Raw genomic sequence first — 15,537 nt, 5'->3', positions numbered from 1 at the left:
TCGGGAAGGAGAAGAAGACATGTCTCGTATTGGCAAGCTTCCCGTCCCGGTCCCGGGCAACGTGGACGTTCAGATCGATGGTCAGAGCGTGACCGTCAAGGGCCCCAAGGGCTCGCTGACGCACGTCGTGGCCGAGCCCATCACCGTCGAGAAGGGCGAGGGCGTCCTGGACGTCAAGCGTCCCGACGACGAGCGCACCTCGAAGGCTCTTCACGGCCTCTCGCGCACCCTGATCAGCAACATGGTCGTCGGTGTCACCGAGGGTTACGAGAAGAAGCTCGAGATCGTCGGCGTTGGTTACCGTGTCCTGTCCAAGGGCCCGACCCAGCTGGAGTTCCAGCTCGGCTACAGCCACCCGATCATCTTCGACGCCCCCGAGGGCATCACCTTCACCGTCGAGGGCCCGACCAAGCTCGGTGTCGTCGGCATCGACAAGCAGCAGGTCGGCGAGGTCGCGGCCAACATCCGCAAGCTGCGCAAGCCCGAGCCCTACAAGGGCAAGGGTGTTCGCTACGCCGGCGAGAACGTCCGCCGCAAGGTCGGAAAGGCTGGTAAGTGACGATGGCCATCTCGCTGTCCAACAACAAGCACACCGCTGCTCGGGTCAAGGCGCGCCTCAAGCGCCAGGTCCGTGGCCGCAAGAAGGTCTCCGGTACTGCCGAGCGTCCGCGCCTGGTCGTCACCCGTTCGGCCAAGCACATCACCGCTCAGGTCGTCGACGACCTGGTCGGCAAGACCCTGGTGTCCGCGTCCACCCTCGAGGCCGATCTGCGTGCCAACGACGGTGACAAGACGGCCAAGGCGAAGACGGTCGGCCAGCTCGTTGCCGAGCGCGCCAAGGCCGCTGGTATCGACGGTGTCGTCTTCGACCGCGCCGGCAACAAGTACACCGGTCGCGTTGCGGCCCTGGCTGATGGCGCCCGCGAGGGCGGCCTCCAGTTCTGATCGGGAAAGAGGATTAGTCTGATGAGCGCAACCGCTCCCCAGCGCGGCGACCGCCGCGACGGTCGCGGCCGTGGTCGCGACGATCGTCGTGGAGGCCAGGCCGAGAAGAGCACCTACATCGAGCGCGTCGTCGCGATCAACCGTGTCGCCAAGGTCGTGAAGGGTGGTCGTCGCTTCAGCTTCACCGCCCTCGTGATCGTCGGTGACGGCGACGGCATGGTCGGCGTCGGCTACGGCAAGGCGAAGGAGGTGCCGGCCGCGATCGCCAAGGGTGTTGAAGAGGCCAAGAAGCACTTCTTCCGCGTCCCGCGTATCGGCGGCACCATCCCTCACCCGGTCCAGGGTGAGAAGGCTGCTGGCGTCGTCCTGCTCCGTCCCGCCGCTCCCGGTACCGGTGTGATCGCCGGTGGTCCGGTGCGCGCGGTCCTGGAGTGCGTCGGCATCCACGACGTGCTGAGCAAGTCGCTCGGTTCGTCCAACCAGATCAACATCGTCCACGCGACGGTCGAGGCGCTGCGTCAGCTCGAGCAGCCCGAGGCCGTGGCCTCGCGTCGTGGTCTCACGGTCGAGGAGGTCGCCCCGGCGGCTCTGCTCAAGGCCCGTGAGGCTGCTGCCGCCGAGGCTGCTGCGGCTCCGGCCGCCGACAAGGCCGAGGTGAGCGCGTAATGGCTCAGCTCAAGGTTCGCCAGAACAAGGGCCTCGTCGGTCTCAAGCAGAACCAGCGCGAGACCCTGCGTACGCTCGGTCTCAAGCGGATCGGCGACGTGGTCATCAAGGAAGACCGCCCGGAGATCCGTGGCATGGTCAACACCGTCCGTCACCTGGTGACGGTCGAGGAGGTCGACTGATCATGGGTGACAACAGCCCGCTGAAGCTCCACCACCTTCGCCCCGCCCCGGGTTCCAAGACCGCCAAGACCCGTGTGGGTCGTGGTGAGGGATCCAAGGGTAAGACCGCTGGTCGCGGTACCAAGGGTACGAAGGCCCGCTACCAGGTTCCCGTCGCCTTCGAGGGTGGCCAGATGCCGATTCACATGCGTCTGCCCAAGCTCAAGGGCTTCAAGAACCCCTTCAAGGTGACCTTCCAGGTCATCAACCTCGACCGCCTCAGCGAGGCCTTCCCCGAGGGTGGCACCGTTGCTGTGTCCGACCTCGTGGCCAAGGGCCTGGTTCGCAAGAACGAGGTCGTCAAGGTTCTCGGCACCGGCGAGATCACGGTGAAGATCGATCTCACCGTCGACGCCGCCTCGGCTTCGGCCAAGGAGAAGATCGAGGCCGCTGGCGGCTCGATCACCCTCTCCTGAGGTAACTGTTTCATCAAGAACGCGGTCAGGGCCGCCCAGCGCATGGTAGACACCATTCGTCGTACGGGCACCCTGGCCGCGTTCTTGCTTCCCTGGCCCTGTTAGGCTGCCCCGGGCGACTTTCTGCCCCATTGGCTTGCTCCACTGTCGAGAAGAGGACCCCACGTGCTAGGCGCGTTCGCGAACGCCTTCCGAACCCCGGACCTGCGTCGCAAGTTGCTTTTCGTGTTGTTGATCATCGTGATCTTCCGGGCGGGCTCCCAGATCCCCGCCCCGGGCGTGAATGTCGGCAACGTCGAGTCCTGCATCAATCTCACCAAGGAAGGGTCGGGGGCCGGGCTGTACAACCTGGTCAATCTCTTCTCTGGTGGAGCCCTGCTTCAGCTGACGATCTTCGCGCTGGGGATCATGCCGTACATCACGGCCAGCATCATTCTCCAGCTGCTCGTCGTGGTGATTCCGCGACTGGAGCGGCTCAAGGAGGAGGGCCAGTCCGGTCAGGCGAAGATCACGCAGTACACCCGGTACCTGACGCTCGGCCTCGCGCTGCTCCAGGCGACCGGCATCGTGGCGCTGGCCCGCTCGGGCAACCTGCTGCAGTGCAACAAGGATCTGCTCTACGACAACGGCACTGGCACCTTCCTGGTGATGGTCGTGACGATGACCGCCGGCACCGCGGTGATCATGTGGCTCGGTGAGCAGATCACGGAGCGTGGCATCGGCAACGGCATGTCGATCCTGATCTTCACCCAGGTCATCGCGACCTTCCCGTCGACCATGTGGGCGACCAAGCAGCAGCACGGCTGGTGGACGTTCTGCATCGTGCTGGCGATCGGTCTGGCGCTGGTCGCGGCTGTCATCTTCATCGAGCAGGCGCAGCGCCGGATCCCGGTGCAGTACGCCCGTCGCATGGTGGGCCGCAAGATGTTCGGCGGCTCCTCGACGTACATTCCTCTGAAGGTCAACCAGGCCGGTGTCATCCCGGTGATCTTCGCGTCCTCGCTGCTCTATCTGCCGGCGATGGCGGCCCAGTTCCAGTCCGGCAACAAGAACCCTCCGGCCTGGGTCGACTGGATCAACACCTACTTCGTGAAGGGTGACCACCCGCTTTACATGGCGGCGTTCTTCCTCCTGATCGTCTTCTTCACCTATTTCTATGTCTCCATCACCTTCAACCCGAAGGAAGTGGCGGACAACATGAAGAAGTACGGCGGCTTCATTCCCGGTATCCGTGCGGGCAAGCCGACCGAGGACTACCTGTCCTACGTCCTGTCCCGCATCACCCTCCCGGGCGCGCTCTACCTCGGTCTGATCGCGCTGATCCCGCTGATCGCGCTGGCCCTGATCAATGCCAACAGCAACTTCCCGTTCGGTGGTACGTCGATCCTCATCATGGTCGGCGTTGCACTAGACACGGTGAAGCAGATCGAGAGCCAGCTACAGCAACGCAACTACGAAGGATTCCTCCACTGATGAGGCTGATCATCATGGGCCCCCCTGGGGCCGGCAAGGGCACTCAGGCGAAGTTCATCGCCGAGCGCTACGGCATTCCGGCGATCTCGACCGGTGACATCTTCCGGGCCAACGTGTCCGCGGGGACGCCGCTCGGGCTGGAGGCCAAGAAGTTCATGGACAAGGGCGAGTACGTGCCCGACGCCGTGACGAACTCGATGGTCGCCGACCGTCTGACGCACGCCGACGCCGCAGAGGGCTTCCTCCTCGACGGCTACCCGCGCACCTTGGCCCAGGTCGAGGAGCTCGACGGGATGCTGGCTCCGGCCGGCCACCAGCTGGACGCCGTCCTGTGCCTGACGGTCGACCGCGACTCCGTGGTCGAGCGCCTGCTCGCCCGGGCCCAGACCGAGGGTCGCGCCGACGACACCGAAGAGGTCATCCGGCACCGCCAGGAGGTCTACGCCGAGCAGACCGCTCCGCTGATCGAGGTCTACGGCAGCCGTGGCCTCGTGGTGGAGGTCGACGGTCTCGGCGAGGTCGCCGAGGTCACCGAGCGCGTCCTCGGCGCGCTCGCCCAGCGCACGGCCTGATGTTCGGTCGGGTTCAGCTCAAGTCGCCTGACCAGCTCGCCCTGATGCGGCGAGCTGGTCTGGTGGTGGGGGAGACCCTCGAGCTGCTGCGGTCCTCGGTGCGCCCCGGGGTCACGCCGAAGGAGCTCGACGCCATCGCGGAGGACTCGATCCGCTCGCGAGGCGCCACGCCGAACTTCCTCGGGTACTACGGATTCCCTGCCACGATCTGCACGTCGGTCAACGACGCGGTCGTGCACGGCATCCCCGGCGACGTACCGCTGGTCGAGGGAGACGTGATCTCCATCGACTGCGGCGCGATCGTGGAGGGCTGGCACGGCGACTCCGCCATCACCGTCCCGGTCGGCCCCGTCACCGACGAGGTCACCGAGCTGATGCGGGTCACCGAGGAGTCGATGTGGGCCGGCATCGCCGCGGCTCGGCTCGGCGGTCGGGTCACCGACATCTCCCATGCGGTGGAGAGCTACATCCGGGCCCAGCCCGGGGGAGAGCGCTACGGCATCCTGGAGGACTACTTCGGGCACGGGATCGGCACCGAGATGCACATGGACCCCGACGTGCCGAACTACGGCAAGCCGGGACGCGGTCCGAAGCTGCAGCGCGGCATCGCGCTGTGCTGTGAGCCGATGGTCACCTTGGGCACCAAGGAGACCCACGAGCTCGACGACGACTGGACCGTCAAGACCAACGACGGCTCCTGGGCGGCTCACTTCGAGCACGCCTTCGCCCTCACCAACGACGGTGTCTGGGTGCTGACCGCCCTCGACGGCGGCCGCGCCAAGCTCGCGGAGCTCGGCGTGCCGTACGGCGGCCAGGACTGAGCCAGGCAACGTAGCCACCACCAGCGAACCGGGGGAAGAACACGACTGTGTCGTGATCTTCCCCCGGTTCGCGTTGTGGGTGGTGAGGCCTGACGGTCAGTCGATCTTGCCGATCGGCTCGCGCTTCTCGGCCTGGAAGGCGTCCTCGGCACGGCCGAGCGCCCAGTACGCCGAGATGGAGAGAGCCTCACGCGGGATCTCGCGCTCGCGCATGACCGCCCGGACGGCCTTGATCGCGCCGCGCTCGCCGTGGGCGAAGACCTGCGCATCGGCGGGCCACTGCGCCTCGGCGGCGGCGCGGGCCAGGAAGTCGACGTCGGCGGTGTCGGTGTTGAGCAGCCACCGCACCTCGACGCTGTGGGCGCCGGAGAGGTCGATCTCGTCGACCGGGTCGTGGATCTCGATCAGGGCCAGACCCGGCGTACCGGGCCGGACCCGCTCAAGCGCGGCCGAGATCGCCGGCAGTGCCGACAGGTCGCCGACGAAGAGGTGGAACGGCGCCTGGGCCGAGGGGCCGTAGGCGCCACCGGGGCCGGTGGCCGAGATGACGTCGCCGGGCTGGGCCGCGGCCGCCCACGGGCCGGCGAGGCCCTCGTCGCCGTGGATCACGAAGTCCACGGCGAGAGTTCCCGCGGCGCGGTCGACCGCGCGCACGGAGTAGGTCCGCACCCGCGGCGCCTGGTCGGCCGGCAGCTCGGCGCGCAGTGCACGGACGTCGTACGGCGGGGTGAGCCCCAGGCTGGGGTCGATGAAGATCAGCTTGAGGTAGCGGTCGGTGATGCCGTCGTCAGGGAACTCGCTGATCGTGTCGGCGCTGAACGTGAGCCGCACCATGTGGGGGCTGACACGCTCGCTGCTGACCACGGTGAGCAGGTGCTGAGGCTTGGCGGGACGGTCGGGGAGGGCCATGAGACTCCTTCGGGCAGGCAGAGGACATCAGTGTGTCAGGGGAGGGGGCTATCCCTGTAGGTAAGCCTTCCCTTACCATCATCATATGATTCATTCGACCGAGTCACGGCCCGTCCTCGTGACGGGCGCCGCCTCCGGGATCGGCCGAGCGATCGTACTTCGCCTCGCTATGCAGGGCCGGAGCGTCGCTCTCTTCGACCTCAACCCCACCGCCCTCTCCGACGTCGCCCGTCGTGCCCGCGCGGAGGGCGCCGCCGACGTGGTCACGCACACCGTCGACGTCAGCGACGCGGCCGCGATGGCCGCCGCCCTCGACGCCACCACCGCTGCCCTCGGGCCGCTCGCCGGACTGGTCTCGGCCGCGGGGATCCTCGAGCCCGGGGGACTCGCCGAGGTCACCGCCGCCTCCTGGGAGCGCCACCTCGCGGTCAACACCACCGGCGTCCTGCACCTGCTCCAGCACGGTGCCCCCGCCCTGGTCGACGGCGGTGCCGTCGTCGTGATCAGCTCCAACGCGGCCCGGGTGCCGCGCACCGGGATGCTCGCCTACGCCGCCTCCAAGGCCGCCACCTCGGCCCTGGCCCGCTGCGCCGGCCTGGAGCTGGCCGCCCGCGGCATCCGCTGCAACGTCGTCGAGCCCGGCTCGACCGACACTGCGATGCAGCGCGACCTGTGGCCCGACGCCGAGGTCGGCCGCGCCGCCGCTCTGGGCGGCACCCCCGCGGAGTACCGCGTCGGCATCCCGCTGGGCCGGATCGCCGACCCCGACGACGTCGCCGAGGTGGCGCTCTTCCTGCTCTCCGACGCCGCCCGCCACGTCACCCTGCAGCAGCTCTTCGTCGATGGAGGTGCGTCGCTGTGACCGAGCTCCTCGAGGCAGGCCTGACCAGCCTCACCCAGTACGCCGGCACCACCGTGCTCCTGGCCAACGGCGAGGAGACCTTCAGTGGCGAGATCCTCGCCAGCGGTCCGCCGGCCGAGATCGTGCCCACCCTGCGAGGCACCGAGCGTGCCGTCGTGGTGCTGCCGTTCTCACCTGACGAGCCGGCGATCGCGCACCGGGTCCGCCGCAGTGACACCGTGGTGCCGAAGGTCACCGACCGCGCCCGCAGCCATCGCGTCGAGGAGGAGCCGTCCGCGTCGACGTACGCCATCCGCGTCGCCGACGCCCTGGAGCGGATCGAGCGCGGCGAGCTGGACAAGGTGGTGCTGGGCCGCGGCCTGCGGATCACCTCGACCCCGGCCTGGGAGCCCGAGGAGCTGCTCGCGCGGCTGCTGGCCACCCGGCCGGGACGCTACGTCTTCTCGGTGCCGACCCCGCACGGCACCCTGCTCGGGGCCAGCCCGGAGCTGCTGGTGCGGCGCCGGGGCACCCGGGTCGAGAGCCTGCCGCTGGCCGGCTCGCTGCCCCGCGTCGACGACCCGCGTGAGGACGCCGAGCGCTCCGCCCAGCTGCAGCGCTCCACCAAGGACCTGGCCGAGCACCGCTACGTGGTCGACCAGATCGTCGGTGCGCTGGCCGACGTCGCCGAGCAGACCGCCGCTCCGGCCGAACCGGTGCTGGTCTCCACCGACACGCTGTGGCACCTGGCCACCCCGATCGAGGCCACCCTGGGTGACACCGGACTCTCCGCCCTCGACCTGGCGCTCCTGCTGCACCCCACGCCCGCGATGGGTGGGGTCCCGTCCGCGGCCGCGCTGGCCGCGATCGCCGAGATCGAACGCGACTCCCGGGGCCCGCTGACCGGGGCGGTCGGCTGGGTCGACGCCCACGGCGACGGCGAGTTCGCGCTGGCCATCCGGGCCGGGGTGCTGCACGAGGAGACCTTCAGGCTCTTCGCCGGAGCCGGCATCGTCGAAGGCTCCGTGCCGAGCGCCGAGGTGGTCGAGACCGGCGCCAAGCTGGCCACGATGCTGCGGGTGGTGGGGCTGGCATGAGGTCCCCGATGCACCAGGTGCGGTCCATCCCCGCCGACACCGCCCAGCAGTACCGCGACGCCGGCCTGTGGACCGGCGAGACCTTCGCCGACTTCGTCACCGGCAGGACCACGCAGTTCGCCGAGCGTCGAGCCGTGGTGGCGACCTCGGCCACCGGCGAGCCGATCCGTTGGTCGTACGCCGATCTCGGCACCGCCGCCTCCCAGGCCGCGGCCCGACTGCGCGCGGTCGGGGTCGAGCCCGGCGACCGGGTCGTGGTGGCGCTGCCCAACATCGGTGAGTTCGTCGCCGTGGTGCTCGGACTGTTCCGGCTCGGGGCGCTGCCGATCTTCGGGCTGCCGACCCACCGCGAGCTGGAGCTGAGCCAGTTCTGCGAGATCGCCGACGCCGCTGCGCTGGTGGTCGCCACCGAGCCGGGCGGGGCCGACTGGGCAGGCGTCCATGCGGCTACCGCTGCCCGCCTGGCCGGGGAGCCGCCGGTGCTGGTCGACGTGGCTGAGTGGGCGCCGCTGGTCGGGGAGGAGGCAGGCGGCGATGTCGCTGTCGCCCCAGAGGCGCTGAGCGCCGACGCCGGCCGCGCCGCCCACGAGGTCGGCTTCCTGCAGCTCTCGGGCGGCACCACCGGGATCTCGAAGCTGATCCCGCGTACCGCCGACGACTACCTGTACTCGGTCCGGGCCAGCGTCGAGATCTGCGGCGTCACCGCCGAGACCGTGATGCTGGTCTGCCTGCCCGCGGCGCACAACTTCGCGATGAGCTCACCGGGCGTGCTCGGAGTGCTGCACGCCGGCGGCACCGTGGTGCTGGCCCGCGACCCCAGCCCCGGCACCGCGTTCCGGCTGATCGAGGCCGAGCGGGTCACGATGGCATCGCTGGTGCCGCCACTGGCCCAGGCCTGGATCTCGGCGGCCAAGCGGCGCCGCCCCGACGTGTCGAGCCTGGAGCTGATCCAGGTCGGCGGCGCCCGGCTGGCCGACACCGTCGCGGCCGAGGTCGGCCCCGTCCTCGGTGCCGGGCTGCAGCAGGTCTTCGGCATGGCCGAGGGGCTGGTCAACTACACCCGGCTGGACGACTCCGCCGACTTGATCACGACCACCCAGGGCCGCCCGATCAGCGCCTTCGACGAGATCCGTGTGGTCGACGCCGAGGACCGTGCGGTGCCGGTCGGGACCGAGGGCTCCCTGCTCACCCGGGGGCCGTACACGATCCGGGGCTACTACGGCTCCCCGCAGGCCGACGCCGACTCCTTCACCGCCGAGGGCTTCTACCGCACCGGCGACCTGGTCCGGCAGCTGCCCAGCGGGCACCTGATCGTGACCGGCCGGGACAAGGACCAGATCAACAGGGCGGGGGAGAAGATCGCCACCGACGAGCTCGAAGGGCTCGCCCTGGCGCACCCCGCGGTGCTGGACGCGGTCGCGGTCGGCGTACCCGACCCGTATCTGGGGGAGCGGATCGCCCTCGTCGTCCGGCTCGAGCCCGGCGCTGTGCCGCCGGACCTGCGGGCCCACCTCGCCGCCGCCGGCCTGGCCAGCCACAAGAGCCCCGACGACGTCGTCGTGCTCGACACCTTCCCCGCCACCCACGTCGGCAAGAACAGCCGACGCGAACTCCGCCGACTGCTCGTCACCGACCTCGCCACTGGAGCCTCCCGATGACCCTGCCCGACCTCGTCGACTACGCCGTCCCGACCACGCTGCCCGAGTCGAAGGCGCCGTGGCGCTTCGACCCGTCGCGCGCTGCGGTGCTGGTGCACGACCTGCAGCACTACTTCCTGCGCCCCTTCGCCCCCGGAACCCCGGTGATGAGCGCGGCGCTGGCCAACACCGCCGCGCTGCTGAGCGCGGCCCGGGCCGCCGGTGTCCCGGTGTTCTACACCGCGCAGACCGGCGAGCCGAGCGAGATCGTGCGTGGTCTCCAGGGCGAGCTGTGGGGTCCGGGGATGCAGCCGATCGCCGAGCACACCACGATCGTGCCCGAGGTGGCGCCGGCCGAGGGCGACACCGTCCTGGTCAAGCACCGCTACAGCGCCTTCGCCCACTCCGACCTGGCTGACCGGCTCGCCGCGGCGGGCCGCGACCAGCTGGTGATCACCGGCGTCTACGCCCACATCGGGGTCACGGCGACCGCGTTCGACGCCTTCCAGCGTGAGGTCCGGCCGTTCGTGCTGGCCGACGCGGTGGCCGACTTCTCCGCCGAGGCGCACGAGCGGGCCCTGGCCCAGGTCGCCAGCTGCATGGGTGTGGTCGCCACCACGGCCGAGGTGCTGGCGGCGTTCGAGGCCGAGTCCGAGCCGGAGGTGGGCGAGGCCGAGGGCTTCGAGGGGGTGCTGCGTCGCTCCCTGGACGAGCTCCTGCCCGCCGACGTCGTCGAGGCGGCGTACGCCGATCCCGGCGCGGACCTCTTCGAGCTGGGCCTGGACTCGATCCGCGCCTTCGACCTCCTCGACGCGCTGGCCGAGATCGGTGTGGACGTCGACTTCGGGGAGTTCGCCCGCTCGGCGAGCCTGACGTTCCTGCGCGACGCGTCGACGGTGGCCGTCTGATCGTGGAGCAGCACGACTGGGTGCCCTTGACCTCGGCACAGCGGGGGCTCTTCTTCGCCCACCAGCTCGACCCGACCAACCCGTGCTACACCACCGCCGAGGTGGTCGAGCTCGACGGGCGGATCGAGCCGGCTCGGCTGGAGGCCGCGCTGCTGGCGGCGTACGACGAGTTCGAACAGCTCCGGGCCGAGTTCGCGCTGCGCGTCGACGGCCCCGTCCAGCGGGTGCGGCCCTCGGCCGGCGTACGGCTGGAGGTGACCGAGGTCGCCGGCCCGGCCGAGGCCGAGGAGACGATCGCGACGCTGCTGGCCCGCCCCCTCGACCTGAGCGGCGGTGAGACGATGCGGGCGGTGCTGGTGCGTCTGCCCGAGGTGGACTGGCTGGTCCATGCTGCCCACCACGTCCTGCTCGACGGGTACGGCGTCCAGCAGCTGCTCCGCCGGGTGGCCGAGCACGTCGGGGGCGCCCCGAAGCCGCTCAGCACCGTGACGCTGGCCGAGCTGGTGGCTGCTGACGCCGAGGTCGCCGCGACGCTCCGTGCGGGCGACGTGTGGGAGGAGCGGCTGGCGAGCTACGAGGGGCCGGCGTCCCTGGCCGGTCACGCCGCGGCGCCCGCCCCGGCAGCGGTGCGGACCGCGATCGACGTACCCGCGGCGGTGCAGCAGGCCCTGGTCTCCGGCGCGAAGCGGCTGGGGGTGCCGTGGGCCGACCTGTTCACCACCGCGGTCGGGGCCTACCTGGCGCGGATGACCTCCCAGCCCGCCATCCGGATCGGGCTGCCGCTGATGAACCGGATCGTGCCCGGGGTCGGTGCGCTGCCGGCGGCTCGGACGGTCTGCACCGCGATGAACGTCGTGCCGATCACCGTCCCCGGCCAGGGCACCGTCGCTGAGGCGCTGGCTGCCACCGCCGCCGAGCAGGCCGCGATCAGGACCGCGCCGTTCACCCGTCAGGAGGACCTGGCCCGACGTCTGGGTGGCCGCGGTCAGCTCTTCGGGGCGCAGGTCAACGTGATCCCGTTCGACCTGGAGCTACGGCTGGGCGAGGTGACCGGGGTGGTCCGCAACCTCACCGCGGGACCGGTCGAGGACGTCACCGTCGGTCTGCGAGGGGTGCCCGGACGGGGCCGTGCGGTGCGCCTGGAGGTCGACGCCAACCCGGCGCTCTACCCGCGCGCCGAGGTCGAGGCGCACCTGCCGCGGCTGGTCACCTGGCTGGGCCGGTGGGCCGCCGCCGAGCCGGAGACCGCGATCGCCGACCTGAGCCTGATCGACGAGGCCGAGCACCGGCTCGTCACCGAGACCTTCAACGCCACCGCGCACGAGCGCGACGTGGCGACCCTGGGGCGCCGCTTCGCCGACGCGGTGGCGGCCTACCCCGACGCGGTCGCCCTGCGCTGCGACGGTGCGAGCCGCACCTATGCCGACCTCGACGCCCGGGCACGCCTGATCGCCGGCGGGCTGGTGGCGGCGGGGGTGCGGGCCGGGGACGTGGTCGGCGTACGCCTCGAACGCTCGTTCGCGCTCTATGAGGCGCTGCACGCCGTGATCCTGCTCGGGGCGGTGTATCTGCCGATCGACCCGGACCTGCCCGAGGAGCGGACCGCGATGATGCTGGCCGACGCCGCCGTCACCGTCCTGGTCGACGACGTCGAGCGGTTCGTCGCCGCCGGCCTGGACGCGGGGCCGTGGAGCGGGGTCTTCGACGACGTCGATGCCAGTGCCTACCTACTCTTCACCTCCGGCTCGACCGGGCGGCCCAAGGGGGTCCTGGTCGGCCACCGGGCGATCGACAACCGGCTGGCCTGGATGCAGCACGAGCTGCCGTTGAGCGTGGGCGACCGGGTGCTGCACAAGACCCCGATCTCCTTCGACGTCTCGGTCTGGGAGCTGTTCTGGCCGCTTCAGGTCGGTGCCTGCGTCGAGATCGCTCCGCCCGGCGCGCACCGCGATCCGCGGGCGCTGGCCCGGCTGCTCGACGGGATCGCGGTGGCGCACTTCGTGCCCTCGATGCTGCGCGCGTTCCTGGGCGACCGGCTGGCCCGTGAGACGGTCGCCGCCTCGGCTGCGGCCGGACGGGGGCTGCGGCACCTGGTCACGTCGGGTGAGGCACTCACCCCGGACCTGGTCGCCGGGGCGGTGCAGTGGCTGGGCACCGCGCCGGTCAACCTGTACGGCCCCACCGAGGCCGCCGTGGACGTCACGGTGTGGCGCAGCACGCCCGACGACGAGGTGGTGCCGATCGGCGTACCGATCTGGAACACGACCTGCTTCGTCCTCGATGCCGACCTGCGGCCCCTGCCGGTCGGTGCCGTCGGCGAGCTCTGGCTCGGCGGCGTCCAGCTCGCTCACGGGTACGTCGGTCGCGACGACCTGACCGCCGAGCGGTTCGTCTCCACGCCGTTCGGTCGGCTCTATCGCACCGGCGACCTGGCCGCGTGGCGGTTCGACGGGGCGCTGCGCTACCTCGGGCGCACCGACGACCAGGTCAAGGTCCGCGGTCAGCGCGTCGAGCTCGGCGAGATCGAGGCGGTCGTCTCCGCCCAGCCCGGCGTCGAGGGTGCCGTCGCCGGGGTGATCGCCGACCGGCTGGTCTGCTGGTTGCACGGGGACGTCGACCTGGCCGTACTCAAGACGGCGGTGGCTGCGACGCTGCCCGCGGCGTGGGTGCCGACACGGTGGATCCCGGTGCCCGAGATCCCGGTCGGGACCAGCGGCAAGGCCGATCGACGGACGCTCGCGGCCCGCACCCCGGCCACCGACGCGGGGGAGTCGGAGGGGGGTGGCGTACCGCCGCAGAGCCTGGTCGAGGAACGCCTCGCGGCGTTGATCGGGCAGTGCCTGGAGGTGGCGTCGGTCGGCCGTGACGACGACTTCTTCGAGCTCGGTGGTGACTCGCTGGCGGTGCTGGCGCTGCTGGCTGCGATCGAGGAGGAGTGGGGGATCGACCTGGAGCTCGCCAGCGTCTTCGCTGCGCCGAGCCCTGCCGACCTCGCGGTGCTGGTGGAGTCGGCGCTGCGGCCCGGGGCTGCCGCCGGGACCGGGTCCGGGTTCGACGACCTGCTCACGCTGCGGCCCGGCCGTGCCGGGGTGGCGCCGCTGGTGCTGCTCCCGCCGGCCGGTGGGCTGGGGTGGTGCTACGCGGGGCTGCTGCGCCACCTGCCGCGGGACCTGCCGGTCCTCACCGTCCAGGCGCCCGGCCTGGCCGACGGCTCCCCGGAGCCGGTCGAATCCCTGACCGCGCTCGCCGCCCGGCAGTGGGTGACGATCCGCTCCGTCGTCGGGGACGGGGCCTTCCACGTCGCGGGCTGGTCCCTGGGCGGGATGGCCGCCCACGCCGTAGCGACCCTGGCCCGGGCCGCGGGCCAGCAGGTCGGCGAGGTCGTGCTGCTCGACGCCTACCCGTCCGACCAGTGGCAGGGGCTGCCCGAGCCGACCGAGGCCGACGCCCTGCTCGGGCTGCTCCGCCTCGGCGCGGCGTCGGTTCCCGAGGGCACCGTGCTCACCCGCGACCGGGTCGCGCAGGCCCTGCGCGAGTCCGGCAGTGCCCTGGCCTCGCTCCCGGAGAAGGTGATCGACGGCTGCATCGCGTCAGTGCTGGAGGCCGCCCGCCTCGTCCGTACGCCGTCACCGGGCGTCCTGGCCGGCTCGGCGACCCTGGTCGTGGCCACCGCGCCCCGCCCCGAGACCTGGGTCGACCCTGCCGGGTGGGACCCGCTGGTCGCAGGCGATCTGGGCCGGTTCGACGTGCCCTGTGGGCACGGCGAGCTGGTCCGCCGTGCCGAGGTGGGGGAGATGCTGGCGCGGCTGCTGGAGCCGTGGCTGGCACCATGTGAGGCGTGAAACCGCCGGTCATCCGCTTCGACGAGGTCCCGCCGTCCTGGGTCGCCCAGACCCAGGAGGCGGGGCCCTCGCATCTCCCGACCTGGGCCGCCGGGCTCGAGGCCTGGGAACGGGAGCGGTTCGCCCGCCATCGCACCGCCGAGGCGCGCGCTGCCTACGTCTTCGCCCACGAGCTCGCCCGCGCCTGTCTGGCGGAGCTGGCCGGGGAGCCGGTCGCGTTCGCCCAGCGGTGCGCGGGCTGCGGCGGGACCGACCACGGCGCGCCGTACGTGCCGGGCCGCGAGGATCTCCACGTCAGCCTGAGCCACTCGCACCGGTTCGTGGCTGCGATGGCCGCGTCGCGACCGTGCGGGATCGACGTACAGCAGATCGGGCGGGTGCCGGATCGGGCGCTGACCGGCCGGGAGCGCTCGCACGCCGGGGACGACCGGGCCCGCAGTCGGCTGTGGGCCCGCAAGGAGGCGTTGATCAAGGCCGGCGTTGCGACCCTGGACGACCTGGGCACGCTGGACGTGCTCGATCCTGATCCGCGGGTGCACGACCGGACCTTCGAGGACACGGCGTGGGCTGGTCAGGTCGTCGGCGCCTGGGTGCTGCTGGCCTAGCCTCAGTGCGTCCATGCGGGGTCCTTCCGGGAGAAGGCGACGGTGCCGTCGGCGGTGACCTGGTAGGTCGTGGTGGGGTCGTGGGCGTGGTGGTGACACCTGTTGCAGAGCAGGAGGGCGTTGGCCAGGTCGGTGGGGCCGCCGGTAAGCCAGCCGGCGTCGTGGTGGGCTTCGCAGTAGGACGCGGGCCTGGTGCAGCCCTGGCCCTGGCAGGACGTATGTCGTAGCCGTAGTGCCCGCACCTGGGCGGGGCTGAAGAGCCGGGTGCGGCGCCCCAGGTCAAGGACCTCCCCTTTCGTCCCGAGGACTGCGGGGATCAGGTCGTGGGTGCACGCCAGACGCCGTGCCTCGGTGGCACTGATCAGGTCTTCGCCGGTAGGGGCCTGCACGATCGCAGCGCCCAGCCCGGACCGCAGGTGGTCCAGGGAGACGGTGATGAACAGGGTCGCCGCAGTGGTGCCGTGGACCGGTAGCCGGTCCATCGGGATCCGCGAAAGCAACTCCACGAACGCATGACCCAGTTTGTGTGGGGCCGGCATCGCCCACCACGGCCGTGGTGAGATGGTGGCCTCTCCGGACTCAGG

Annotated in this window: 16 protein-coding genes; 14 read left to right on the top strand and 2 right to left on the bottom strand. The window is 71.1% G+C overall.

Going from position 1 to position 15,537, the window contains the following annotated elements; all coding sequences use genetic code 11:
* Positions 1 to 19: 19 nt before the first annotated feature.
* The 8 genes from rplF to map all read left to right on the top strand — a co-directional run bounded on the left by rplF (position 20) and on the right by map (position 5,114).
* Entirely contained in the window at positions 20 to 559 is a 540-nt protein-coding gene (gene rplF / locus Q1V88_RS02085; protein ID WP_300677240.1) for a 50S ribosomal protein L6, read from the top strand.
* Positions 560 to 561: 2 nt separating this feature from the next.
* Positions 562 to 945 (top strand): 50S ribosomal protein L18, encoded by a 384-nt coding sequence (rplR, locus tag Q1V88_RS02080; RefSeq protein WP_300677374.1) that lies wholly within the window; start codon positions 562 to 564, stop codon positions 943 to 945.
* A 21-nt stretch (positions 946 to 966) separates the two neighbouring features.
* Positions 967 to 1,611: a 30S ribosomal protein S5 gene (rpsE, locus tag Q1V88_RS02075; RefSeq protein WP_300677237.1), complete on the top strand. Its 645-nt coding sequence runs from the start codon at positions 967 to 969 to the stop codon at positions 1,609 to 1,611.
* Entirely contained in the window at positions 1,611 to 1,793 is a 183-nt protein-coding gene (gene rpmD, locus Q1V88_RS02070) for a 50S ribosomal protein L30 (RefSeq protein WP_300677234.1), read from the top strand. The genes rpsE and rpmD overlap by 1 nt, the downstream gene beginning before the upstream one ends.
* 2 nt (positions 1,794 to 1,795) lie before the next feature.
* Entirely contained in the window at positions 1,796 to 2,248 is a 453-nt protein-coding gene (gene rplO, locus Q1V88_RS02065; RefSeq protein ID WP_300677231.1) for a 50S ribosomal protein L15, read from the top strand.
* Between the two features lie 165 nt (positions 2,249 to 2,413).
* The gene (gene secY / locus Q1V88_RS02060; protein ID WP_300677229.1) at positions 2,414 to 3,721 is read left to right on the top strand and encodes a preprotein translocase subunit SecY; all 1,308 of its coding nucleotides are present in this window, start codon (positions 2,414 to 2,416) and stop codon (positions 3,719 to 3,721) included.
* Positions 3,721 to 4,293 (top strand): adenylate kinase, encoded by a 573-nt coding sequence (locus Q1V88_RS02055; protein ID WP_300677226.1) that lies wholly within the window; start codon positions 3,721 to 3,723, stop codon positions 4,291 to 4,293. The genes secY and Q1V88_RS02055 overlap by 1 nt, the downstream gene beginning before the upstream one ends.
* Complete coding sequence (gene map, locus Q1V88_RS02050; RefSeq protein WP_300677223.1) at positions 4,293 to 5,114, top strand: type I methionyl aminopeptidase; 822 nt, start codon at positions 4,293 to 4,295, stop codon at positions 5,112 to 5,114. The genes Q1V88_RS02055 and map overlap by 1 nt, the downstream gene beginning before the upstream one ends.
* Before the next feature lie 96 nt (positions 5,115 to 5,210).
* On the opposite strand, the gene Q1V88_RS02045 is transcribed toward map, so the two are convergent.
* A complete protein-coding gene (locus tag Q1V88_RS02045; RefSeq protein ID WP_300677221.1) occupies positions 5,211 to 6,023 on the bottom strand; it encodes a siderophore-interacting protein in 813 nt (270 codons plus the stop codon).
* An 85-nt stretch (positions 6,024 to 6,108) separates the two neighbouring features.
* On the opposite strand from Q1V88_RS02045, the gene Q1V88_RS02040 reads away from it, so the two are divergent.
* From Q1V88_RS02040 to Q1V88_RS02015, 6 genes are read left to right on the top strand one after another with little or no spacing between them, the layout of a single operon-like run.
* On the top strand, positions 6,109 to 6,885 hold the full coding sequence (locus tag Q1V88_RS02040; RefSeq protein ID WP_300677218.1) for an SDR family oxidoreductase: 777 nt from the start codon (positions 6,109 to 6,111) through the stop codon (positions 6,883 to 6,885).
* Positions 6,882 to 7,961, top strand: a complete 1,080-nt coding sequence (locus tag Q1V88_RS02035; RefSeq protein ID WP_300677216.1) for an isochorismate synthase — start codon at positions 6,882 to 6,884, stop codon at positions 7,959 to 7,961. Before Q1V88_RS02040 ends, Q1V88_RS02035 begins: the two co-directional genes overlap by 4 nt.
* Before the next feature lie 8 nt (positions 7,962 to 7,969).
* On the top strand, positions 7,970 to 9,619 hold the full coding sequence (locus Q1V88_RS02030) for an AMP-binding protein (RefSeq protein WP_300677213.1): 1,650 nt from the start codon (positions 7,970 to 7,972) through the stop codon (positions 9,617 to 9,619).
* The gene (locus tag Q1V88_RS02025; RefSeq protein WP_300677210.1) at positions 9,616 to 10,506 is read left to right on the top strand and encodes an isochorismatase family protein; all 891 of its coding nucleotides are present in this window, start codon (positions 9,616 to 9,618) and stop codon (positions 10,504 to 10,506) included. The genes Q1V88_RS02030 and Q1V88_RS02025 overlap by 4 nt, the downstream gene beginning before the upstream one ends.
* Positions 10,507 to 10,508: 2 nt before the next feature.
* Positions 10,509 to 14,348, top strand: a complete 3,840-nt coding sequence (locus Q1V88_RS02020; protein WP_300677207.1) for an amino acid adenylation domain-containing protein — start codon at positions 10,509 to 10,511, stop codon at positions 14,346 to 14,348.
* Positions 14,345 to 14,953: a 4'-phosphopantetheinyl transferase superfamily protein gene (locus tag Q1V88_RS02015; protein WP_300677205.1), complete on the top strand. Its 609-nt coding sequence runs from the start codon at positions 14,345 to 14,347 to the stop codon at positions 14,951 to 14,953. The genes Q1V88_RS02020 and Q1V88_RS02015 overlap by 4 nt, the downstream gene beginning before the upstream one ends.
* A 2-nt stretch (positions 14,954 to 14,955) precedes the next feature.
* Here the strand turns inward: Q1V88_RS02015 and Q1V88_RS02010 are convergent.
* Positions 14,956 to 15,537: HNH endonuclease signature motif containing protein (locus Q1V88_RS02010; protein WP_300677202.1), on the bottom strand; the 582-nt coding region annotated here is incomplete at its 5' end.

The organism is Nocardioides sp. (assembly GCF_030150155.1).
Taxonomy (GTDB): Bacteria; Actinomycetota; Actinomycetes; order Propionibacteriales; family Nocardioidaceae; genus Nocardioides.
The sequence above is the reverse complement of the archived record's forward strand: the minus strand, read 5'-3'. Positions and strand labels throughout refer to the sequence as shown.